General features: G+C 69.3%; 23 protein-coding genes and 1 tRNA gene. 20 read left to right on the top strand and 4 right to left on the bottom strand.

Features of this window, described 5'->3' with window-relative positions; translation table 11 throughout:
* Window positions 1-103 precede the first annotated feature (103 nt).
* A complete protein-coding gene (gmd, locus tag HB662_RS20125; RefSeq protein WP_168052100.1) occupies window positions 104-1,138 on the top strand; it encodes a GDP-mannose 4,6-dehydratase in 1,035 nt (344 codons plus the stop codon).
* A 7-nt stretch (window positions 1,139-1,145) separates the two neighbouring features.
* Here the strand turns inward: gmd and sugE are convergent, their stop codons facing one another.
* Window positions 1,146-1,460, bottom strand: a complete 315-nt coding sequence (gene sugE, locus HB662_RS20120) for a quaternary ammonium compound efflux SMR transporter SugE (RefSeq protein WP_168052098.1) — start codon at window positions 1,458-1,460, stop codon at window positions 1,146-1,148.
* A 29-nt stretch (window positions 1,461-1,489) separates the two neighbouring features.
* Window positions 1,490-2,386, bottom strand: coding sequence for a bestrophin-like domain (locus HB662_RS20115; RefSeq protein ID WP_168052096.1), 897 nt, complete (start codon window positions 2,384-2,386; stop codon window positions 1,490-1,492).
* 164 nt (window positions 2,387-2,550) lie between these two features.
* Here HB662_RS20115 and HB662_RS20110 point away from each other — a divergent pair, with 164 nt between their 5' ends.
* Entirely contained in the window at window positions 2,551-2,877 is a 327-nt protein-coding gene (locus HB662_RS20110) for an NADH dehydrogenase ubiquinone Fe-S protein 4 (RefSeq protein WP_168052094.1), read from the top strand.
* A 10-nt stretch (window positions 2,878-2,887) separates the two neighbouring features.
* Window positions 2,888-2,964, top strand: a tRNA-Arg gene (locus HB662_RS20105).
* 54 nt (window positions 2,965-3,018) lie between these two features.
* Here the strand turns inward: HB662_RS20105 and HB662_RS20100 are convergent.
* Window positions 3,019-3,582 (bottom strand): GNAT family N-acetyltransferase, encoded by a 564-nt coding sequence (locus tag HB662_RS20100; protein ID WP_168052092.1) that lies wholly within the window; start codon window positions 3,580-3,582, stop codon window positions 3,019-3,021.
* A gap of 249 nt (window positions 3,583-3,831) precedes the next feature.
* On the opposite strand from HB662_RS20100, the gene HB662_RS20095 reads away from it, so the two are divergent.
* The 6 genes from HB662_RS20095 to HB662_RS20070 all read left to right on the top strand — a co-directional run bounded on the left by HB662_RS20095 (window position 3,832) and on the right by HB662_RS20070 (window position 8,933).
* Window positions 3,832-4,185 (top strand): H-NS histone family protein, encoded by a 354-nt coding sequence (locus HB662_RS20095; RefSeq protein ID WP_168052090.1) that lies wholly within the window; start codon window positions 3,832-3,834, stop codon window positions 4,183-4,185.
* A gap of 281 nt (window positions 4,186-4,466) precedes the next feature.
* Window positions 4,467-5,099: a peroxiredoxin gene (locus HB662_RS20090; RefSeq protein WP_168052088.1), complete on the top strand. Its 633-nt coding sequence runs from the start codon at window positions 4,467-4,469 to the stop codon at window positions 5,097-5,099.
* Between the two features lie 5 nt (window positions 5,100-5,104).
* Entirely contained in the window at window positions 5,105-6,106 is a 1,002-nt protein-coding gene (locus tag HB662_RS20085) for a cysteine synthase A (protein ID WP_168052086.1), read from the top strand.
* A 7-nt stretch (window positions 6,107-6,113) separates the two neighbouring features.
* On the top strand, window positions 6,114-6,788 hold the full coding sequence (gene cysE, locus HB662_RS20080; RefSeq protein WP_168052084.1) for a serine O-acetyltransferase: 675 nt from the start codon (window positions 6,114-6,116) through the stop codon (window positions 6,786-6,788).
* 67 nt (window positions 6,789-6,855) lie between these two features.
* Window positions 6,856-7,653, top strand: coding sequence for an enoyl-CoA hydratase/isomerase family protein (locus HB662_RS20075; protein WP_168052082.1), 798 nt, complete (start codon window positions 6,856-6,858; stop codon window positions 7,651-7,653).
* Between the two features lie 113 nt (window positions 7,654-7,766).
* Window positions 7,767-8,933, top strand: coding sequence for an acetyl-CoA acetyltransferase (locus HB662_RS20070; protein WP_168052080.1), 1,167 nt, complete (start codon window positions 7,767-7,769; stop codon window positions 8,931-8,933).
* A gap of 4 nt (window positions 8,934-8,937) precedes the next feature.
* Here the strand turns inward: HB662_RS20070 and HB662_RS20065 are convergent, their stop codons facing one another.
* On the bottom strand, window positions 8,938-10,083 hold the full coding sequence (locus HB662_RS20065) for a bifunctional 2-C-methyl-D-erythritol 4-phosphate cytidylyltransferase/2-C-methyl-D-erythritol 2,4-cyclodiphosphate synthase (RefSeq protein WP_168052078.1): 1,146 nt from the start codon (window positions 10,081-10,083) through the stop codon (window positions 8,938-8,940).
* Between the two features lie 131 nt (window positions 10,084-10,214).
* On the opposite strand from HB662_RS20065, the gene dusB reads away from it, so the two are divergent.
* From dusB to greB, 11 genes are all read left to right on the top strand, one after another.
* Window positions 10,215-11,264 (top strand): tRNA dihydrouridine synthase DusB, encoded by a 1,050-nt coding sequence (dusB, locus tag HB662_RS20060; RefSeq protein WP_168052076.1) that lies wholly within the window; start codon window positions 10,215-10,217, stop codon window positions 11,262-11,264.
* Window positions 11,261-12,424: a two-component system sensor histidine kinase NtrB gene (locus HB662_RS20055; RefSeq protein ID WP_168052074.1), complete on the top strand. Its 1,164-nt coding sequence runs from the start codon at window positions 11,261-11,263 to the stop codon at window positions 12,422-12,424. The genes dusB and HB662_RS20055 overlap by 4 nt, the downstream gene beginning before the upstream one ends.
* Window positions 12,421-13,881 (top strand): nitrogen regulation protein NR(I), encoded by a 1,461-nt coding sequence (gene ntrC / locus HB662_RS20050; protein ID WP_168052072.1) that lies wholly within the window; start codon window positions 12,421-12,423, stop codon window positions 13,879-13,881. The genes HB662_RS20055 and ntrC overlap by 4 nt, the downstream gene beginning before the upstream one ends.
* A gap of 49 nt (window positions 13,882-13,930) precedes the next feature.
* Window positions 13,931-16,219, top strand: coding sequence for a sensor histidine kinase NtrY-like (locus HB662_RS20045; protein WP_168052070.1), 2,289 nt, complete (start codon window positions 13,931-13,933; stop codon window positions 16,217-16,219).
* A 2-nt stretch (window positions 16,220-16,221) separates the two neighbouring features.
* A complete protein-coding gene (gene ntrX / locus HB662_RS20040) occupies window positions 16,222-17,634 on the top strand; it encodes a nitrogen assimilation response regulator NtrX (RefSeq protein ID WP_168052068.1) in 1,413 nt (470 codons plus the stop codon).
* Window positions 17,635-17,775: 141 nt separating this feature from the next.
* Complete coding sequence (locus HB662_RS20035; protein WP_168052066.1) at window positions 17,776-18,648, top strand: D-amino-acid transaminase; 873 nt, start codon at window positions 17,776-17,778, stop codon at window positions 18,646-18,648.
* Window positions 18,645-19,307 (top strand): HAD family hydrolase, encoded by a 663-nt coding sequence (locus HB662_RS20030; RefSeq protein ID WP_168052064.1) that lies wholly within the window; start codon window positions 18,645-18,647, stop codon window positions 19,305-19,307. Before HB662_RS20035 ends, HB662_RS20030 begins: the two co-directional genes overlap by 4 nt.
* Before the next feature lie 145 nt (window positions 19,308-19,452).
* Window positions 19,453-19,800, top strand: a complete 348-nt coding sequence (gene hfq, locus HB662_RS30090) for an RNA chaperone Hfq (RefSeq protein WP_168053074.1) — start codon at window positions 19,453-19,455, stop codon at window positions 19,798-19,800.
* A gap of 40 nt (window positions 19,801-19,840) precedes the next feature.
* Window positions 19,841-21,130, top strand: a complete 1,290-nt coding sequence (gene hflX / locus HB662_RS20020; RefSeq protein WP_342449549.1) for a GTPase HflX — start codon at window positions 19,841-19,843, stop codon at window positions 21,128-21,130.
* Window positions 21,130-21,960: an inositol monophosphatase family protein gene (locus HB662_RS20015; protein WP_168052062.1), complete on the top strand. Its 831-nt coding sequence runs from the start codon at window positions 21,130-21,132 to the stop codon at window positions 21,958-21,960. The genes hflX and HB662_RS20015 overlap by 1 nt, the downstream gene beginning before the upstream one ends.
* Window positions 21,961-22,018: 58 nt before the next feature.
* Window positions 22,019-22,486, top strand: a complete 468-nt coding sequence (gene greB / locus HB662_RS20010) for a transcription elongation factor GreB (RefSeq protein ID WP_209443419.1) — start codon at window positions 22,019-22,021, stop codon at window positions 22,484-22,486.
* The last annotated feature ends 24 nt before the right edge of the window (window positions 22,487-22,510 follow it).

Here is a 22,510-nt window from a genome sequence, read left to right as displayed (position 1 = left end):
CGCACATCCACCATGCATCTCGTGGCGCCTTCGGGCGTTGTCGCCACTGGGATTGCAACTCACCCGATTCGAGACCTGGCCCGATGGGCCTTGGAGACATGCTATGACGAAGACCGCCTTGGTAACGGGCATCACCGGACAGGACGGCGCCTATCTGGCCCGGCTGCTGCTTGCGAAGGGCTACAAGGTGGCCGGCACCTTCCGCCGGTCCTCATCCTCCAATGACGGGAGGCTGCGCGAGCTCGGCATCGAGGATCAGGTCGAGCGGGTCGACCTCGACCTGTATGAGCTGACCAACATCCTGCGCGCCATCGACAAGGTGAAGCCGGACGAGATCTACAACCTCGCGGCCCAGAGCTTCGTCGGCCTGTCCTTCGAACAGCCGATCTACACGGCCGAGATCGACGCGCTGGGCCCGGCACGGCTGCTGGAGGCGGTCCGCAAGGCGGGCAATGGCATGCGCTTCTACCAGGCCAGCACCTCCGAGATGTTCGGCAAGGTGCAGGCGGTGCCGCAGGATGAACGCACGCCCTTCTATCCGCGCAGCCCCTATGGCGTGGCGAAGCTCTACGCGCATTGGCTTACGGTGAACTACCGCGAGAGCTACGGCATGCATGCCAGCAGCGGCATCCTGTTCAACCACGAATCGCCGCTGCGCGGGATCGACTTCGTCACCCGCAAGATCACCTACAGCCTGGCGCTGCTGAAGCACGGCAAGCTGGATGTGCTGCGGCTCGGCAACCTCGATGCACGGCGCGACTGGGGCTATGCGGACGACTACGTGCGCGGCATGTGGCAGATGCTGCAGCGGGACGAGCCGGATGATTTCGTGCTGGCCACCGGCGAGACGCGCACCGTGCGCGAATTCGTCGAGCGCGCGGCGGAACCGCTAGGCTTCGACATCGAATGGAGCGGGGTGGGGGAGGCCGAGTGCGGCCGCGACCGCCACAGCGGCCGCACCATCGTCGCCGTCGACCCGGTCTTCTACCGCCCGGCGGAGGTGGAACTGCTGGTCGGTTCCGCCGCCAAGGCGCGGGATGTGCTGGGCTGGACCCCGCGCACCAGCTTCGCCGAGATGGTGGCGATGATGGCCGAGGCGGATGAGCGGCGCGTGGTGGAGAACCGCGCGCCGATCTGAGGGCGCCTCAACCCGCCAGTTTCAGCGTGACGATCCCCGACAGGATCAGCGCGATGCCGGCCAGCCTTCCCGGGCTGGCCGGTTCCCCGAGCAGCCAGATGCCGAGGATGGCGGTGCCGACGGCACCGATGCCGGTCCAGATCGCATAGGCGGTGCCGATCGGCAGCGCCTTCAGCGCCAACGCCAGCAGCCAGAAGCTGCCGGCCATCGCGCCCACGGTCAGCACGGATGGCCAGAGCCGGGTGAAGCCCTGCGTCTGCTTCAGCCCCATCGCCCAGCCGATCTCCAGCAGGCCGGCGGCGACCAGGTAGACCCACGCCATGGTATCCCTCCGCATTTCGGAGGCTGGGTTTAGGGGACCGGGGGATGCGGGTCATCCCTCGCCAGTCGCGCCGCTTCCGCCGGCACCGCGGGCGGCTCGGCCACCAGCAGCCCGCGCCGCACGGTGGACGCCACCTCCGCACGGTGGGTCATGTTGATGAGCATGCTCTGGTACGGCGCGGCGGAGACCGCGAGGTGCCCGCGGAAGGGCCGGTCCATCAGGAACACGAAGGCCACCAGGGCGGCGACGCCGGCCGCCTGGATCGCCAGCATCAGCAGCACATGCGGCTTCGGCGGGTACAGCGTGCCGGTGGCCAGCAGCAGCAGCATCAGCAGGCGGATCAGCGTCCAGAAGGCGCCGGGCAGCGAATCCCCGGCGTGGCGCAGGCGTTCCTCCCGCGCCGTGCCGACCTCGTCCAACTCCTGCAGCAGGTCCTGGGCCAGCGCGTCGGCCAGGCCGGCGGCGGCGACGTAGGTGGCATGTTCCAGTCCCTCCGCCAGGCGCTGCGTCTCGCTGTCGCGGCCGGCGACGGCCATCTGGGGAAATTCGGCGTCGATGATGCTGCGGAGATAGGTGGTCAGCCCCGCATGCAGGGCCACGCCCTGCTGGCCGAGCCGCACCGCCTGCCGGCCCATGCCGCCGATCGCGGCCACCTCCACCGCCACGACGCGTTGGGCCTCGGTCTGCTGGGTGCGGGCCTGGATGGCACAGAAGGCGAGGGTGAGGGTGAGGGCGGAGACCACGGCGGCGGTGGTCCGCAGCGCCATGTCCACATGGGTCTTGCTGTCCGGCAGGTTGAGGAAGGGCGAGATGACCCGGCAGACGAGTGCGGCCAGGGCGGCGGCACTCAGCATGTAGACGGCGTAGACCGCCACTTCCGGCGCGTCGTACAGCATCAGGGGCGGGGTGATGAGGGGCGTGGTCAAGACGGCCTCCGGACGCGGGGCCGCACAATGGGCAGGCGGGGCTTGACCGTTCGTTAACAGCAAAGGTTCAAGCTGCGGCGCCGCCACCCTGGCGACAGCGGCCTTCATCTTGTGTATGTGAAAGCCCAGGACGCCCGTAGCCTTCCGAGGAAGATCGCAGCCGCATGTCGCGCGACAGCCAGATTGCCCGCATTCACCGCCAGCCGAAATCCGCCATGCAGTCCGGCCGCGCCGGCGCGGGGGATTGGCTGCTCGAATTCGCACCGGGGGAGCCGAAGCGGCTGGACCCGCTGACCGGCTGGCCGGGCTCCGGCGACACCAACGGCCAGGTGAGATTGCGATTCGCGACGGCGGAGGCCGCGATTGCCTATGCCGAGGCGCAGGGCTGGCGCTATGAAGTGGCAAAGCCGCCGGTCGTGCGCGCCGATATCAAGCCAAAGGCCTATGCCGACAATTTCAAGTTCGGCCGGGGCGAGAACTGGTCCCACTGACGCCGGCTTCGCACCCGTAGCTCAGCTGGATAGAGCATCGGATTTCTACTCCGTTGGTCGGGGGTTCGAATCCCTCCGGGTGCGCCAACATCACTCTCCGCAGCCTCGTGCGGCGCCGATTCCGCGAAGACCGCGATTCCCTTATGGCGCCCAGAGCGATGGCGCGAGCCAGGCGCCGGGTGGGCGAAGGGTGCCGGACAATGGCGCCGCATTACCTTCGAGCAATGCGGACTGCCAGGCCCCGGCCCAATCGGCCGGCAGTTCATAGGGCGGCCGAATGCGTTTCTCGGGGCGAAAGCCCAGGCGCCCATAGTAGGCGGGGTCACCGAGAACGAGCACCTGCTGGATGCCACTTTGGCAAAGCCGGGCAGAACCCTCCCGGATCAGCGTTGCGCCAAGTCCCTGCCTTTGCCGGAATGGCGCGACGGCAATCGGGCCGAGAAGTGCGACCTGCCGATCTGTCCCTTCCACGGCGCACGGCGTGAACAACGCATGACCCACACATTCCTCGCTTGAGTTTTCTGCGCCCGAGGCGTTTGCGCCACCGACGGCCACCAGGGACAGCAGGTCCGGCACCTCCGCATGCAGGCGCCGCAGCAATGGCACGAGATCCTCGGTTGGGAACGCCGCTTCGTAGAGGCGCGCCAGCGATGCCTCATCCTGTGCCCGTATTTTCCGGATCATGGTGTCCGCGATGGTGCTCAACCCGATTTAACCTTTCCCTTAGTTCCGCCGCCGCGCTGCTGGCGGTCGATTGTATTCCGTAATCGTTTCGGCGGGCCGGGTCGAAAAGGCGGCCCATTAGCCCGTGGCGCCACCCCCAATCAGCCAGTTACAATTCCTGACGACCGGGCCTCACCCAAATGGGCGTGAAATCGATAATGTCCCTCTTGCGGAATGCCTGCCAGAAGAATAACCCGCATTGGCTGAGACTCCAGACCAGGATGCATGACCATGGCCAACAAATTCTCCTTCGATCTTGATGCGATGAGCGTGCCCGATCTGACCGCGCTGATTGGCGCGGCGGAGGAAAAGCGCAAGGAGAAGCTGGAGGACGCGAAAAGCGCGCTGATGGCCGAATTCGAGCAGAAGGCCGCCGCGCTCGGTGTGACGGTGAATGAGCTTTACAGCCGCACGGCGGAACCGGCCTCGCCGCGTACCCGCAAGCCCCGCAAGGACGCCGGCCAGCCGGCCGGGGTGAAGTATCGTGGCCCGCATGGCGAAACCTGGTCCGGTCGCGGCCGCCGCCCCGGCTGGCTGAACGAGGCGCTGGCCCAGGGCAAGGGCGTGGCGGATTTCCTGGCCTGAGCCAGCCTGCCCGCCCCCTTCAGGGGGCGGGACCTTCGGCTGGTCCGGCCCGTGAGACCGCGTAGCACCGCGTTTTTTTCTTGCCCCGCGCGGAAGCAGATCCTTTTCCGTTCCCGCGCGCAGGGAACACACAAGCGCCGCGGCCATGTGCGTCGCGCATGCACGATGCCGTGGCGGGCCGTAACACCGCCCGGCCATGGCTGGAATCGCCCTTCCGAATAGCCTTATCCTGATGTCGAGGGTGCCCTCGCGCGCCCCGCGACAAGCAGGAAGGTGACGCCATGACAATCCAGCTCGGACAGGTAGCTCCGGATTTCGAGGCCGAAACAACCCAAGGCACGATTCACTTCCATGAATGGCTCGGCGATTCCTGGGGTGTACTGTTCAGCCATCCGAAGGACTTCACGCCGGTCTGCACCACCGAACTCGGCGAAACGGCGCGGCTGAAGCCGGAATTCGACAAGCGCGGCGTGAAGGTCATCGGTCTCTCGGTGGACGACCTGGATCGCCATGCGGGGTGGGAGGCGGATATCGCCGAGACCCAGGGCCATGCGGTGAACTTCCCGATGATCGCCGACCCGGAAAAGAAGGTCGCCGCGCTTTACGGCATGGTGCATCCGGAGGCCGATCCCTCGATCACCGTGCGGACCGTCTTCGTCATCGACCCGGCGAAGAAGGTGCGGCTGTTCATGGTCTATCCGCCCAGCACCGGCCGCAATTTCGATGAGATCATCCGGGTCATCGACAGCCTGCAGATGACCGACGGCCGCAAGGTGGCGACGCCGGTGAACTGGCAGCCCGGCGACCGCGCCATCATCCCGCCCTCGATCTCGGACGAGCAGGCCAAGACGCTGTTCCCGCAGGGGTGGGAGGCGGAGCGGCCCTATCTACGCTGGGTCGAGGTGAAGGCCTGACGCCGGTGGCGCGGGTCGCGGATGGGTTCTGGGGCGCGGTCGGCGAAACGCCGCTAATCCGCCTGAGGCGCGCCTCCGAGGCGACGGGGTGCGAGATCCTCGGCAAGGCGGAATTCATGAACCCCGGCGGCAGCGTGAAGGACCGCGCCGCCATCGGCATCCTGAAGGCCGCCATGGCGGAGGGCCGCCTGGTGCCCGGCCAGCCCGGCACCATTGTCGAGGGCACCGCCGGCAATACCGGCATCGGCATCGCGCTCGCCGCCAATGCGATGGGCTGGCGCAGCGTGATCGTGGTGCCGGAAACGCAGAGCCGGGAGAAGCTGGACTATCTGCGGATGATCGGCGCCGATCTGCGCGCGATTCCGGCCAAGCCCTACAGCGACCCCGGCAACTACGTGCACTACTCGAAGCGGCTGGCGGAGGAGCTGGGCGCCGTCTGGGCCAACCAGTTCGACAACCTGGCCAATGCCCGCGCGCATGAGGACACGACCGGCCCCGAGATCTGGAACCAGACCGGCGGCCGGATCGATGCCTTCACCTGCGCCTGCGGCACCGGCGGCACGCTGGCCGGCGTGGCCCGCGCTCTGAAGGCGAAGAAGCCGGGCGTGCGGATCGTGCTGGCCGATCCCGGCGGCTCCGGCCTGTTGGACTGGGTGAAGACCGGAACGCCCAAGGCTGAGGGCAACTCCATCACGGAGGGCATCGGCCAGGCCGCCCGCGCCCCGGGCAACCTCGCCCAGGCGCGCGAGCTGATCGACGACGCGATCCGCATCGAGGACCCGGAGATGCTGGAACAGGTCTTCGACCTGCAGGCGCATGAGGGCATCTCGGTCGGCGGCAGCGCCGGGCTGAACGTGGCGGCGGCCATCCGCGTGGCGCGCGACCTCGGCCCGGGGCACACCATCGTGACCATCCTCTGCGATGGCGCGGCCCGCTACCAGTCCAAGCTGTTCAACCCCGCCTTCCTGCGCGAGCGTGGCCTGCCCACGCCGCCCTGGCTGGAGTGACACATCCATGGCGCTCGAAATCACCGAACTTGCCCGCACCATCCGCGCCCGTGATCCGGCGCGACCGAGCTGGGTGGAGGCGATGCTGTGCTATGCCGGGCTGCATGCGGTGCTGTGGCACCGGCTCTCGCATGGGCTGTGGCGGCTCGGCCTGCCTGCGGCGGCAAGGTTCTCCTCCCATTTGGCGCGCTGGCTGACGGGCATCGAAATCCACCCCGGGGCGAAGATCGGCCGGCGGCTGTTCATCGACCACGGCATGGGGGTGGTGATCGGGGAGACGGCTGAGATCGGCGACGATGTGCTGATCTATCACGGCGTCACCCTCGGTGGCCTGTCCGGCCAGCCCGGCAAGCGCCACCCGACGCTGGAGAACCAGGTGACGATCGGCGCCGGCGCCCAGGTGCTGGGCCCGATCCGCATCGGCCGCGGGGCCCGTGTGGGCGCCAATGCCGTGGTGGTGGGGCCGGTTGCCCCCGGCTGCACCGTGGTCGGCATTCCCGCCCGGCCGCCACGCGGCCAGCCCTGCCAGGATCCCTCCATCGGCTATGGCCTGGGTGCGGCGGTGGATGAGGACCCGGTCGGCGAGCAACTGGCCTCGCTGCGGGCGGAACTGGCCGCGCTGCGTACCGAAGTGGCGGCATTGCGCGCCGCGGAACGCGAAGGCGAATGCGAGGGTGTCTGAGCCGATCTTGACGCATCTGGCCGCTGGGCAGAGTTTCCCTCGGGAAAATGCAAGGGAGCAGACGCGCATGACCGAGGAAAACCCCGTTCTCGTGACCAGGGACGGCCCGGTGGTGCGTGCCGTGCTCAACCGCCCGCATCGCCGCAATGCGATGAGCCAGGCGCTGGTCGAGGCGCTGGATGTGCTGCTGGCGGAGCTGAAGACGGATACCACCGCCCGCGTGCTGGTGCTGTCCGGCGCAGGCGGCCATTTTTGCGCCGGGCTGGACCTGACCGAGGTCGGCGCGGTGGAGACGCCGGAGGAGAAGCTGGCGCGCCAGCACGCCCGCAACCAGAAGACCGGCGCCCGCTTCGCCGCCATTGCGGAACTGCCGCAGGTGGTGATCGCGGCGGTGCAGGGCTCGGCCTATGCCGGGGGCCTTGGCTTCGTCACCTCCGCCGATATCTGCCTGGCCTCCGCCGATGCGCGCTTCTCGGCGCCCGAGGTGCGGCGCGGCCTGGTGCCGGCGCAGATCCTGCCCTGGCTGGTGCGCCGCATGGGGCGGTCCGAGGCGGCGCGGCTTTGCCTGCAGGGCCATGTGATGGACGCCGAGGAAGCCGCCCGCACCGGGCTGATCCACCAGGTGCTGCCGGATGCGGCCGGGCTGGAAGCGGCGGTGCAGGCGACCATCGCGGATATCGTTCAGGGCGCCCCCGGCGCGCTGGCGGAGACGAAGGCGCTGCTGGCAGCGCTCGGCCCCGTCTCGCCGCCCGCCTATGCCGAGGCTGGCGCCCAGAGCTTCGCCCGCCGCGCCGCGAGCCCAGAGGCCGAGGAAGGCATCGCCAGCTTCAAGCAGCGCCGCAAGCCCAGCTGGATGCTGACGTGACCTTGCCCGCAAACGCCGGGCGTCGGCATCCGCCGACTGGGCTTCGCGGCGCTGGCCGCGGCGGCCATTCGGCCGCCTATAACCGGCCAACCTGACAACCGGAGGATCCCGCCATGACCGCCTGCATCGTCGGCTGGGCGCATACGCCCTTCGGCAAGCTCGATGACCCGGATATCGAGAGCCTGTTCGGCCGCGTCGCCCGCGCGGCGATCGAGGATGCAGGCATCGGCGCGGCGGAGGTGGATGGCGCCTTCGTCGGCGTCTTCAATGGCGGCTTCTCGAAGCAGGATTTCTTCGCCTCCCTGCTGCTGCAGACCATCCCGGAGCTGCGCTTCAAGCCCACCACGCGCTACGAGAACGCCTGCGCCACCGGCAGCGCCGCGATCCATGGCGCGCTGGATTTCCTGGCGGCGAAACGCGGCCGCTTCGCCCTGGTGGTGGGGGCGGAGAAAATGACGGCGACCCCCGGCCCGCAGATCGGCGACATCCTGCTGGGCGCCAGCTACCGGAAGGATGAGGGCGACATCCCCGCAGGCTTCGCCGGCGTCTTCGGCCGCATCGCCGAAAGCTACTTCCAGCGCCATGGCGACCAATCCGACGCGCTGGCCGCCATCGCGGCGAAGAACCACAAGAACGGCGTCGCCAACCCCTATGCCCAGATGCGCAAGGATCTCGGCTTCGCCTTCTGCCGCGCTGAATCTGAAAGAAATCCCTTCGTCGCGCCGCCGCTGAAGCGCACCGACTGCTCCCTGGTCTCCGACGGCGCCGCCGCGCTGATCCTGACGGATGAGGAAACCGCGCGCAGCATGGGCAAGGCGGTGCGCTTCCGCGCCGCGGCGCAGGCAACGGACATCATGCCGATCGCGCAGCGCGACGTGATCCGCTTCGAGGGTGCGCGCGCCGCCTGGGGCCAGGCGCTGGACCGCGCGGGTCTGGCGCTGTCCGATCTCAGCTTCGTCGAGACGCATGACTGCTTCACCGTGGCCGAGCTCATCGAATACGAGGCGATGGGCCTGGTGCCGGAAGGGCAGGGCGCGCGCGCGGCGCTGGAGGGCTGGACGGCCAAGGATGGCCGCCTGCCGGTGAATCCCTCCGGCGGGCTGAAATCCAAGGGCCACCCCATTGGTGCCACCGGCGTTTCGATGCATGTGCTGGCGGCCATGCAGCTCACCGGCACGGCCGGCGAGATGCAATTGCCAAAGGCGGACCGCGCCGGCGTGTTCAACATGGGCGGCGCGGCGGTGGCAAATTACTGCTCGATCCTGGAGCGGGTGGGCTAGCCGCTCAGCCCGGCACCAGCAGGCAGACCGCAGCCTGGGCGGCAATGCCCTCGCCGCGGCCCGGAAAGCCCAGGCGCTCCGTGGTGGTGGCCTTCACGGAGATGCGGTCCACCGGCACCTCCAGCAGCGCCGCCAGCCTCTCGCGCATGGCGGTGGCGTGGGGCGTGATCTTCGGGCGCTCGCAGATCAGGGTCACATCCGCATTGGCCAGCACCCCGCCGCGGGCGGCGATGCGGCCGGCGGCGTGGCGCAGGAAGCGGGCGCTGTCGGCATCCTTCCACTGCGCCTCGCTGGGCGGGAACCAGCGGCCGATATCGCCTTCCGCCAGCGCGCCATAGATCGCATCGCACAGCGCGTGCAGGCCGACATCGGCATCCGAATGGCCGTCCAGCCCCATCGGACCTGGGATGGTGATGCCGCACAGCACCATCGGGCGGCCTTCCACCAGGCGATGCACGTCGAAGCCGGTGCCGACGCGCGGGATCAGATGCGGGGACAGGGTGGCCTCCATGCGGGCCAGGTCTTCCGGCCAGGTGATCTTGATGTTCGCCTCATGCCCAGGGATCAGCGCCACCGCCATCCCGGCGGCTTCCAGAAGCTGTGCGTCGTCGGTCGCCTCCGCCGTCGCGGCACGATGCGCGGCGAGGAGGTCGGCAAAGCGGAAGGCCTGCGGGGTCTGGGCGCGGAACAGGCCGGCGCGCGGCACCGTGGCCTCGATCAGCCCCCCGGCGCCACGCTTCAGCGTATCCGTCACCGGCTGGGCCGGGATGGCGCCGGGATGCGCCGCGAGCGCGGCGCGCAGAGCGGCCACGGTGCCGGGCGGCACCACAGGGCGGGCCGCGTCGTGCACCAGGACCAGGGCGGGGGGGTTGGCCGCCAGCGCCTCCAGCCCGGCGCGCACACTCGCCTGGCGCGTGGCGCCGCCGGGGATCGGGGGCAGGCAGGGCAGGCCTTCCAGCATCCCGGCCACCAGCGCCTGCGAATCGGCGGCGCAGACCGGCAGGATGGCATCCACCCCACCCTCCCGCAGCAGTGCCTCCGCCGCATGGCGTAGCACCGGCTTACCGGCCAGGGTGAGAAACTGCTTGGGCCGGTCGGCGCCAAAGCGGCTGCCGCTGCCGGCCGCCATCAGAAGGGCGATGCATTGCATGCCGCGAAACTAGCGGAGGGCACGGCTTCGGCCCAGGGGCGCCGGCCATTGCCGGAATAAGTGGCAGCGGCCCGTCACACCCCATGCTTCGCATTGCCGAAAGGCGAGCAGCCCCTTATCTTGCCCAAATCATGAGCATCACCACCCATCCCACCGACCCGCATGGCGGGCCGAACCGGCTGCGCCCGATCGATCTCGGCGGCGCGGTGATCCAGACACCGGTGATCCTCGCGCCGATGTCCGGCGTGACGGACCTGCCCTTCCGCCGGCTTGCCCGCGCCCAGGGCACCGGCCTGGTGGTCAGCGAGATGATCGCCTCCAACGCCATGGTGCGGGAGAACCGGACCACGCTGAAGATGGTCGAGGTCGATGGCGCCGGCTCCTCCACCCAGCTCGCCGGCTGCGACCCGGCGGTGATGGCGGAGGCGGCGAAGCTGGTGGTGCAGCATGGCGCCAGCATCGTGGACATCAATTTCGGCTGCCCGGTGAAGAAGGTGGCGCTGGGCCAATCCGCCGGCTCCGCGCTGATGCGCGACGAGATCGGCGCGGCGCGCATCCTGGAAGCCGTGGTGAAGGCGGTGACGGTGCCGGTCACGCTGAAGATGCGGATGGGCTGGGATCACCAGTCCCTGAACGCACCGAAGCTGGCCCGCATCGCCCAGGAGTGCGGCATCCGCATGGTCACCGTGCATGGCCGCACCCGGCAGATGTTCTACAACGGCACCGCCGACTGGGCCTTCGTGGCGCAGGTGAAGGCGGCGGTGGAAATTCCCGTCATCGTCAATGGCGACATCCTCACCCCGCAGGATGCCGCCGAGGCGCTGCGGCAATCCGGCGCGGATGGGGTGATGATCGGCCGCGGCTGCTATGGCCGGCCCTGGCTGCCGAAGCAGGTGGCGGATTACCTGGCCACCGGCATCCTGCCGCCGGACCCGGACCTGCCGACCCAGTACCAGACGCTGCTGGCGCATTACCACGCCATGCTGGATCACCATGGCCGCGACCCGGGCATGCGCCTGGCTCGTAAGCATATTTCCTGGTATTCCAAGGGCCTGCATGGCTCGGCTGAGTTCCGGTCTGAGGTCAACCGCACGGATTCGGTGGAAGCCGTGCTGGCGCTGATCGACCGCTTCTACTTGCCCCTGATCGAGCGCGGCACCGAGGAGCGGCTGGCCGCATGAGGTCCACCGCCCTGAGCCGCGCCGCCCGCGCGCTGCGCCTGCCGGTGCCGCCGGTGCCGGTGCCGCCGGTCGGCCTGCCGGATTCGGTCGCCGTGCTGGGCGCGCTGCCGATCGCCGCGGTGGTGCTGGATGCGGAGGATCGCTTCCGCTTCGCCAATCCGGCGGCGGAGCTGTTCTTCCAGCATTCCGCAGCCTCGCTCCGCAGCTATTCGCTGCGCGACCTGCTGCCGGGCGACCACCGGCTGTTCGCCATGCTGGCGCAGGTGCGCCTGCATGATGCGCCGGTTTCCGACCATGACCTGGCGCTGGAGAGCCCGCGGCTGCGGCGGCTGGGCGTCGCCGCGCATGGCGCGCCGCTGCCGGAGATGCCGGGCGGGGTAGTGCTGACGCTGCAGGATGGCTCCACGGCGCAGATGCTGGACCGACAGCTGAATTTCCGCGGCGCCGCGCGCAGTGCCTCCGCCATGGCGGCGATGCTTGCCCATGAAGTGAAGAACCCGCTCTCCGGCATTCGCGGCGCCGCGCAGCTTCTGGAACAGGGCGCCAGCGAGGGCGACCGGGAGCTGTGCCAGCTGATCCAGGACGAGGTGGACCGCATCCGCAACCTGGTGGAGCGGATGGACATGTTCTCCGAACGCCCGGTGGAGCAGGCCGAGGTCAATATCCATGAGGTGCTGGACCATGTCCGCCGCATCGCGCTGTCCGGCTTTGCCGCGCATCTGAAGATCCACCAGGAATATGATCCGTCCCTGCCGCCGGTCTGGGGCAACCGCGATTTGCTGATCCAGATCCTGCTGAACCTAGTGAAGAACGCGGCCGAAGCCGTTGATTCCCGTGATGGCGAGATCTGGCTCGGCACTGGCTACCATCATGGCGTCCGCATCGCAGTGCCGGGCAGCCGGGAAAGGGTGGACCTGCCGCTGCAGGTGGTGGTGCGGGACAATGGCCCGGGCATCCCGGACCAGGTTCGTGCCACGCTGTTCGAGCCCTTCGTCACCACCAAGCGGGGCGGGCAGGGGCTCGGCCTCGCGCTCGTCGCCAAGCTGGTCGCCGACCAGGGCGCGCTGATCGAATGCGATACGCGCCCCGGCCGCACATCCTTCCGCCTGTCCCTGCCGGTCCCCCCGCCCAATCCCCGCCGATCCGGAGTTGCCGCATGAGTGACGCTGCCGCGGTCTCCGCCACCACCCGCACCATCCTGATCGCGGATGACGACCGGGCGATCCGAACCGTGCTTTCCCAGGCGCTTGGCCGGTCCGGCTACCATGTCCGCGCAACATCTTCCGCCGCCACCCTGTGGCGCTGGGTGGAGGATGGGGAAGGCGACCTGGTGATCACCGACGTGATCATGCCGGATGAGAACGGGCTGGACCTGGTGCCGCGCATCCGCCGGGTGCGGCCGGACCTCCGCGTGGTGGTGATGTCGGCGCAGTCCACCTTCTCCACCGCGCTGAAGGCAACCCAACGTGGCGCCTTCGACTACCTGCCGAAGCCCTTCGATCTGAAGGAACTTCTGGCGGTCGTCGGGCGTGCGCTGGCAGCCCCTTCACAGCCTGCCACGGCCGAGGCCGAGGAGCCGGAGGAGCGCCTGCCGCTGGTCGGCCGCTCCGCCGCCATGCAGGAAATCTACCGGACCGTCGCCCGCCTCACGACCACCGACCTGACGGTGATGATCACGGGCGAATCCGGTACGGGCAAGGAGCTGGTGGCCCGCGCGCTGCACGATTACGGCCGCCGCCGCAGCGGCCCCTTCGTCGCCATCAACATGGCCGCCATCCCGCGCGAGCTGATCGAATCGGAGCTGTTCGGCCATGAGCGCGGCGCCTTCACCGGCGCACTGAACCGCGGCGTCGGCCGCTTCGAACAGGCGGCCGGCGGCACGCTGTTCCTGGACGAGATCGGCGACATGCCCTCCGAGGCGCAGACCCGGCTGCTGCGCGTACTGCAGGAGGGTGAGTTCACCACCGTCGGCGGCCGCCAGCCGATCAAGGCCAATGTCCGCATCGTCGCGGCGACGCATCGCGACCTGCGGCAATCGATCCGCGGCGGCATGTTCCGGGAAGATCTGTTCTACCGCCTCAATGTCGTGCCGATCCGCCTGCCGCCGCTGCGGGAGCGGCTGGAGGATATTCCCCTGCTGGCGCGCCACTTCCTGGAACGCGCCCGCGCCGCCGGCCTACCGCATAAGCAGCTCGACCAGGGGGCGATGGAACGGCTGAAGCAGCATGCCTGGCCGGGCAATGCGCGGGAGCTTGAGAACCTGATGCGCCGCATGGCGGCGCTGTACCCGCAGGAGATCATCGGCGCCGATGCCGTGGGCGCCGAACTGGCCGAGGCCGCCGCCCCACCGGAGGAAGGCCCGCGCGCGCCGGAGACGCTTGAACAGGCGGTGGAGCGGCATCTGGCCGGCTTCATGTCCGCGCATAAAGACGGCATGCCGATTCGCGACCTTTATGACCGGGTGCTGGCGGAGGTGGAGCGGCCCCTGCTGCGCCTGGCGCTTTCCGCCACCCGCGGCAACCAGATCAAGGCCGCCGCCATGCTCGGCCTGAACCGCAACACCCTGCGCAAGAAGCTGCGGGAGCTGGACCTGCCGGTGGTGCGGGGCCTGCCCTGACCTTTTGCCGCGGAGCACGCTATAAGCGGCGCCTCGTATCCGAACGGGCATGATGGCAGTGGGCTGGCGGCGTATCGGCGACATCTTCTTCGGCCGGGCCACGACGCTTGGCCTGGCGATGACGGCCGTTCTGCTGGGCATCGCCACCTTCGTGCTGCTGGCCGGCGGCAGCCCCTTCGGGCCGACCAGCCCGGGGCAGATCGTCGCCGTGGTGCTGTGCAATGCCGGCGTGCTGCTGCTGCTGGCCGCCTCGCTCGCCTCCCGCCTCGTGCGGGTCTGGGCGGAACGGCGGCGGGGCAGCGCGGGCGCCCGGCTGCATGTGCGGCTGGTGATGCTGTTCGGTGGCGTCGCCGTGGTGCCGGCGCTGATCGTCGCCGCCTTCGCCGCCGTGTTCTTCAATCTCGGCATCCAGGCCTGGTTCAGCGACCGGGTGCGATCGACGCTGGAAGCCTCGCTGGTGGCGTCCCGCGCCTGGATGGACCAGCACCGGGACGAGATCCGGGTCGATGCCCTGGCGATGGCCGCCGACCTCAACCGCGCCGCCCAGGTCTTCCTGCCGGACAACATGCCGGCCTTCGAGCGACTGCTGGCCACCCAGACCTCGATCCGCGGCCTGACGGAGGCGGTGGTGTTCGAGCCGACGCTGGGTCGCGTCATGGCCGCCGCCGGCTTCACCCCCGGCGCGATGATCGAGCCGCCGCCCGGCTGGGCGCTGGAACAGGTCCGGCAGGGGGAAGTGGCTGTGGTGCCGGGCGAATCGGATGCGCGGGTGCGCGCCGTGACCAGCCTCGACATCCCGCCAGGCCTGCTGCTGCTGATCGGCCGGCCGCTGGATGGCAGCGTGCTGGACCATATGCGGACCACAGAGCTGGCCTTCCAGGAATATGACCAGCTGGACCGCAACCGCGGCAGCCTGCAGATCACCTTCGCGCTGATCTTCGCCTGCGCCGCCCTGCTGGTGCTGCTGGCCGCCGTGCTGGTGGGGCTGGTCTTTGCCAACCAGATGGCCCGCCCGATCTCCCGCCTGATCACCGCCGCAGAACGGGTGCGGGCCGGCGATCTGGGCACACGGGTGGAGGAAGGCACGCAGGACGACGAACTCGCCAGCCTGTCGCGCGCCTTCAACCGCATGACCAGCCAGTTGTCGGCGCAGCGGGGCGAGCTGATGGAAGCCTACCGGCAGATCGATGAGCGCCGGCGCTTTACCGAAACCGTTTTATCCGGCGTTTCCGCCGGCGTGGTGGGGCTGGATGCGGAAGGCCGCATCAACCTGCCGAATCGCACCGCCAGTGAGCTGCTCGGCGTGGATCTGGATGCGGCCATCGGCCTGCCACTGGCCGGAATCGCCCCGGAATTCGCCGCCCTGGTGGCTGAGGCGCGGGACCAGCCGGAGCGCGTGCGCACGGCCGAAATCCCGATCGGCCCGCCCGCCAACCGCCGCATGCTGATCGCGCGCATCGGCAGCGAGGGCCAGCCCGGCCGCGTCGCCGGCTTCGTGCTCACCTTCGACGACATAACCGAGTTGCAATCCGCCCAGCGCAAGGCCGCCTGGGCCGATGTGGCCCGGCGCATCGCACATGAGATCAAGAACCCCCTGACGCCCATCATGCTGTCCGCCGAGCGGCTGAAACGGAAATACCTGAAGGAAATCGCCAGCGACCCCGAGACCTTCCGCACGCTGACCGACACGATCGTGCGGCAGGTGGGCGATATCGGCCGGATGGTCGATGAATTCTCGGCCTTTGCCCGCATGCCGCAGCCCGTCATCAGGCCGGACCGGCTCGACCAGGTGGTGCGGGAGGCGCTGGTGCTGCAGCAGGGCGCGCATCCCGAGATCCACTACGAGACGAAGATCCCCGCGGAACTGCCGCTGCTGCCGATGGATCGCCGGCTGATCGGCCAGGCATTGACCAACCTGCTGCAGAACGCCGCCGATGCCGTCGCCGCCGTGCCGCGCGAGCCCGGCGAGAAGGGGCATATCGGCCTGCGGGTCGAGCCCGTGGCGGAAGGTTTCGCGGTGGTGGTGGAGGATGACGGCGTCGGCCTGCCGGATGGCGAGGAACGGGCGCGGCTCACGGAACCTTATGTGACACACAAGGCCAAAGGCACCGGCCTTGGCCTTGCCATTGTCAAGAAGATCATGGAGGACCATGGCGGGCGCCTGGACCTGATGGACCGGCCCGACGGGCCCGGCGCGCGCGCCCTGCTGATTCTTCCGCTGGTAGCGCCGAGGGATGGCAGGGACTCGGGCCCGCATCAGATAAGAGCGGCAGATGAAACGCCGATCATGGGGCACCACCCCATGGGCATCACTGGGCGCGGCGATGGGGCAGGCTGACCATGGCGCATGAAATCCTGATCGTCGACGATGAGCCGGACATCCGGGCCCTCATCGAGGGCATCCTGTCGGATGAGGGCTATGAGACGCGCCAGGCGGCGAATTCCGACCAGGCGATCGCCGCCTTCAAGGCGCGGCGGCCGTCGCTGGTGGTGCTCGACATCTGGCTGCAGAATTCGCGGCTGGATGGGTTGGGCATCCTGGCGGCGCTGCATGGCGAGGAGCCGCGGGTTCCCTGCGTGATGATCTCCGGCCACGGCACCATCGAGACCGCCGTGCAGGCAATCCAGAACGGCGCCTACGACTTCATCGAGAAGCCGTTCAAATCCGACCGGCTGCTGCTGGTCATCGCCCGCGCGCTCGAAGCCTCCCGCCTGCAGCGGGAGAATAGCGAGCTGCGGCTGCGGGCGGGGGCGGAGGCGGAGCTGGTGGGGGTTTCGGCCCCGGTGACGCAGCTTCGCCAGGCGATCGACCGGGTGGCGCCGACCGGGTCCCGCGTGCTGATCAGCGGGCCGGCGGGCGCGGGCAAGGAGGTGACGGCGCGCATGCTGCACAGCCGGTCCCGCCGCGCCGATGGCCCCTTCGTCGCGCTGAACTGCGCGACCCTGGCGCCGTCCCGTTTCGAGGAGGAGCTGTTCGGCGTCGAGGCCGGGCTCGACCCCTCCGCACAGCCGCGCCGGGCCGGCGTGCTGGAACGCGCCCATGGCGGCACGCTGCTGCTGGACGAGGTGGCGGACATGCCGCTGGAGACCCAGGGCAAGATCGTGCGCGCCCTGCAGGAACAGGGTTTCGTCCGTATCGGCGGGGCGCAGCGGGTGACGGTGGATGTTCGCGTCATCGCGACGACGAACCGCGACCTGCAGGCCGAGATCGCCGGCGGACGGTTCCGGGAGGATCTGTATTACCGCCTGGCCGTGGTGCCGTTGAGGATCCCGCCGCTGCGGGAAAGGCGGGAGGATATTCCGGCGCTGGCCCGGCATTTCATGAAGCGCTCGGGCGAAACCTCCGGCATGGCGCCGCGCGAATTGTCCGAGGATTCGCTGGCGGCGATGCAGGCCTATGAATGGCCGGGCAATGTCCGCGAATTGCGCAACCTGATCGACTGGCTGCTGATCATGGCCCCGGGCGATGCGCGGGAGCCGATCCGCCCGGACATGCTGCCGCCGCAGGTCGGCGCCTCCGCCCCTGCCGTGCTGAAGCTGGACCGGTCCTCGGAGATCATGACGCTGCCGCTGCGCGAGGCGCGGGAATTGTTCGAGCGGCAATATCTGGAGGCGCAGCTTCTGCGCTTCGGCGGCAACATCAGCCGCACGGCGGCCTTCGTGGGGATGGAGCGCAGCGCATTGCACCGGAAGCTGAAGTTCCTGAACGTGCATGCGGATGATCGCACGCCGGCCGCCGCGGCAGGGGGCTAGCCAGACCGGCCACGAGACGAAGATCATCGCAACCTGCAGCCTGGGCCACTTCGCCCAGGCTGAGCGGCCGAACGGCCGCCGCGGCCACTGCCGCGAAAGCCAAGCGGCCGGAGGCTGCGCCGGCGTCTGAGGAAAGCAAAGATGTCCAAGATTGCCTATGTGAACGGTCGCTACCTGCCGCAGTCGGAAGCCTCGGTGAACATCGAGGATCGTGGCTACCAGTTCGGCGACGGCATCTATGAGGTCGTGCACCTGCATGACGGCCGCTACGTGGATGAGGGCCTGCACCTGGCCCGGCTGGAACGCTCCCTCGGCGAGATCCAGCTTCCCATGCCGATGTCCCGTGCCGCGCTGTCGATGGTGCTGCGGGAAGTGGCGCAGCGGAACCGGGTGCGGGAGGGGCTGCTCTACATGCAGGTGACGCGCGGCGTCTCCCGCCGCGACCATGCCTTCCCGGCGAAGCCGGTGCCGCCGGCGCTGGTCGTCACCATCCGCCGCGTGCCGGCCTACCCCACCGATGTCGACAAGTGGCAGGCCGCCTGCATCACCCTGCCGGATCTGCGCTGGGCGCGGCGTGACATCAAGTCGGTCAACCTGCTGCCCAATTGCCTCGCCCGGCAGAAGGCGCGGGAGCAGGGCGCCATCGAGGCGATCCTGTACGACGAGGCGACCGGCATGGTCACCGAAGGGGCCGCGACCACCTTCTGGATCGTGGATGAGAACGGCGCCATCCGCACCCGCTTCCTCGACCACGTCATCCTGCCCGGCTGCACCCGCGCCGCCCTGATGGCGGAACTCCGCACGCTGGGCATCGAATATGACGAGCGGGAATTCTCGCTGGAGGAGATGCGGCGGGCGCGCGAGGCGTTCATCACCTCCGCCACCTCCTTCGTGAAGCCCATCACGAAGATCGATGGCCAGCCTGTCGGCGATGGCAAGGTCGGGCCGGTGGTGCGGCGGCTGTTCGACATCTTCGCCCGCCATGTGAAGGGCGATGTGAAGAACGCGGCATGACCCCGCCCGCCTGCATCCTCTGGGACTGGGACAACACGCTGGTGGATGGCTGGGCCGCCATCCAGCATGGGCTGAACGCGACCTTCGCCGAATTTGCCATGCCGGCATGGAATCGGGAGACGGTGCTGGCCAATGTCCGCGGATCGCTGCGGGATACCTTCCCAGGCATGTTCGGCGCGGAATGGGAAAGGGCGCGGGACATCTTCTACGGCGCCGTGCGGTCCTGTCACCTGGATGTGTTGAACCCGATGCCGGGGGCCGAATCGGCGATCCTGGCGGCGGGTGCGCTCGGGCCGCAGGGCGTCGTCTCCAACAAGCAGGGGCCGCTGTTGCGGGCGGAAGCGGCGCATCTCGGCTGGGCCGGTCATTTCGCCACGCTGGTCGGCGCCGGCGATGCCAGCGCCGACAAGCCCAGCGCCGCGCCCATTCTCATGGCGCTGGCTGCCTGCGGCGTGCAGCCGGGCCCGGCGGTCTGGTACATCGGCGACACGGTGCTGGACATGGATGCCGCCCGCGCCGCCGGCTGCACCGCGGTGCTGCTGGGTCCGGCGCTGCATGATGGAGGCGTCGCGGCAGCCCGGCCGGATCTGGTTTTCGATGACGGCCATGCGCTCGCGGCAGGGTTGCAACACCTTGCCAGGGCAGGGGTCGCCGAGTGATGTTGGCGGCGTCCGCGCCGCTGGTTCACGCCATGGGCCGGATGACGTCGCCTGGTGGCTGATGGTGGTCCAATGCCACCTGTCACCCGGCGCGCCGCCTGCATCCGGCCGATCAACGGCCAAGAAGAAGAAGGATCTCCTCCCCATGGCCGCCGAGAAATCCCAGAACGTGCAGGACGTGTTCCTGAACCATGTTCGAAAATCCAAGACTCCGGTGACGATCTTCCTGGTGAACGGCGTGAAGCTGCAGGGCATCATCACCTGGTTCGACAACTTCTCCGTCCTGCTCCGCCGCGATGGGCACACGCAGCTTGTGTACAAGCACGCCATCAGCACCGTGATGCCGGGCGCGCCGATCATGCTGTTCGATGCCACCGCCGCCGGTGCGGGCGCTGCGCCGCCGGCCCAGGCCACCGAGGGCGCTGCCGGGGCCGTACGTGAAAGCCGGCTGACGCTGGGCCGCGAGGTGAATCCTGTCGGATCGCGCGACTAGGCCGGGTGTGACCGGGCCGCAGGAGACGGCCGGCGGCCCCGTGAAGGCCGCCGTGATCCTGCCCTTCGACCGCTTCGGGTTGCGCGGCGTCTCGGCGCATGGCGAATCCAGCGCCAACCGGGCGGCCGATGCCAAGCTGGCGGAGGCGGTGGGGCTTACCGCCTCCATCGGCCTGACGATCGTGCATTCCGCCATCTTCCCGCTGCGCGCGACGCGGCCCTCGACCCTGCTGGGCGAGGGGCAGGTCGAGATGGTGCATGAGGAATGCGAGCGCCACGGCGTGACGGTGGTGGTGGTCGATGCCGCGCTGTCGCCGGTGCAGCAGCGCAACCTGGAGCGCGCCTGGGGCGCCAAGGTGATCGACCGGACCGGCCTGATCCTGGAGATCTTCGGCGAACGCGCTCGAACCCGCGAAGGCGCGCTGCAGGTCGAACTCGCGCATCTCTCCTACCAGCGCACCCGCCTGGTGCGGTCCTGGACCCACCTGGAGCGGCAGCGCGGTGGCTTCGGCTTCCTCGGTGGCCCGGGCGAATCGCAGATCGAGATCGACCGGCGGCTGATCGACGAGCGCATCGTCCGCCTCAAGAAGGAACTGGAGCAGGTGCGCCGCACACGCGGCCTGCACCGGTCCGCCCGTGCGCGCGTGCCCTACCCGGTGGTGGCGCTGGTCGGCTACACCAATGCGGGCAAGTCCACGCTGTTCAATGCGCTGACCGGCGCCGGCGTCTTCGCCCAGGACCAGTTGTTCGCGACGCTGGACCCCACCATGCGGGCGATCAAGCTGCCGTCGGGCCGCACCGTCATCCTGTCCGATACCGTGGGCTTCATCTCCGACCTGCCGACGCAGCTGGTCGAGGCCTTCCGGGCGACGCTGGAGGAGGTGGCGGCGGCCGACATCATCCTGCATGTCCGCGATGCCGCGCATCCCGACAGCGCCGCGCAGCGCGCCGATGTGCTGGGCGTGCTGGCCGAGATGGCGCAGGGCGAGGACGCCACCATGGATGAAGCCTGGCCCAGCCGCGTCATCGAGGTGCTGAACAAGGCGGACCTGATGGGCGGCGTCGATTCGGTGCCGGAGATCCCCGGCGCCATCGCCGTCTCGGCGCTGACTGGCGACGGGCTGGACGCGCTGCGGGAGGCGCTGGATGCGCGGATGACGGCGGGGATGGAAACCGCCGACTACCGCATCGCCCTGGCCGATGGCGCCAGCCTCGCCTGGCTGTATGAGCATGGCGAGGTGCTTTCGCGCGAGGATACGGAGGACACGATCCGCGTCTCCGTGCGCCTGACCCCCGCCGACCGGGCACGATTCGAACAGCGGGGACACTGATGCGCTTCGATACCAAGGCGGCACGCGACGTTGCCGCGCTGCTGCGCGACGCGACCAAGGCGGAGATCCTGCCGCGCTTCCGGCGCCTGGCTGCCGGCGATGTCCGCACCAAATCCAGCCCGCTCGACCTGGTGACGGAGGCCGATGAGGCGGCCGAACGCATGATCGAGGCGGCCTTGCGCGCGCGCTTTCCCGGCTGCGTGGTGGTGGGGGAGGAAGCAACGGCGGCCGATGCCTCGCTGCTGTCGAAGCTGAAGGATGCGGACCTCGCCTTCGTGGTGGACCCGGTGGACGGCACCGCGAATTTCGCCGCCGGCATGCCGCTGTTCGGCTGCATGGCCGCGGCCTTCATCAAGGGTGAGGTGGTCGGCGGCTGGATCCACGACCCGCTGGGCGACGACACCGCGGTGGCGCTGCGCGGGGAGGGGGCCTGGTTCGAGGATGCCGAGGGCCACCGCTTCGCCGACCTCCGCGTGGCGGAGCCGGTGCCGGTCGGCCGCATGGTCGGCGCGGTGTCCTGGGGCTGGCTGCCGGAGCCGCAGAAATCGCTGGTGGCGGGGCGCCTGCCGCGGCTGGCGGCGACGCTGAACTACCGCTGCGCCGCGCATGAATACCGGCTGGCGGCCAGCGGCCACGCGCATCTGCTGTTCTACAACAAGCTGATGCCCTGGGACCACGCGCCCGGCTGGCTGCTGCACCGGGAGGCCGGCGGCTACTCGGCCCGCTTCGACGGCAGTGAATACCTGGCCGGGGAGCATGTGACCGGCGGCCTGATCTGCGCGCCGGACAAGGCCTCCTGGCAGGAAGCGCGGAACGCATTGCTTGGCTGAGGAGGAGGATGAGGGGGAGGACGGCCCGCCCGGCCTGCCCCCCGGCACGCCCTTCTACATGACCCCCGCGGGCCATGACGCGCTGCGCGCCGAGTTGCGGAAGCTCTGGGACGACGAACGGCCGCAGGTGGTCGAAATCGTCTCCTGGGCCGCCGGCCTCGGCGACCGGTCCGAGAACGCCGACTACCAGTATGGCAAGCGCCGACTGCGGCAGATCGACGGCCGGGTGCGATTCCTCCGCAAGCGGCTGGAACGGGTGCAGGTGGTGGACCCGGCGGCGCAGACCCGGCGGGACCAGGTGTTCTTCGGCGCGACCGTCACCTATGCCCGCGCCTCCGACGATGCCGAAGTGACCATCACCATCGTTGGCGTCGATGAGGCCGACAGCGCCGCCGGCCGCATCTCCTGGGTCGCGCCGGTGGCGCGCGCGCTGCTCGGCGCGCGGGTCGGCGATACGCGGAAGCTGCGGACGCCGGCGGGGGCGGAGGAGATCGAGGTGGTGGCGATCGCCTATACGGCAGGCTGATGGGCTTCATACCATGTGATGATT

The sequence above is a fragment of the Falsiroseomonas frigidaquae genome (assembly GCF_012163145.1).
GTDB classification, from domain to species: domain Bacteria; phylum Pseudomonadota; class Alphaproteobacteria; order Acetobacterales; family Acetobacteraceae; genus Falsiroseomonas; species Falsiroseomonas frigidaquae.
Note: the sequence above shows the minus strand (reverse complement) of the source record. Positions and strands in the feature narration are given on the sequence as shown.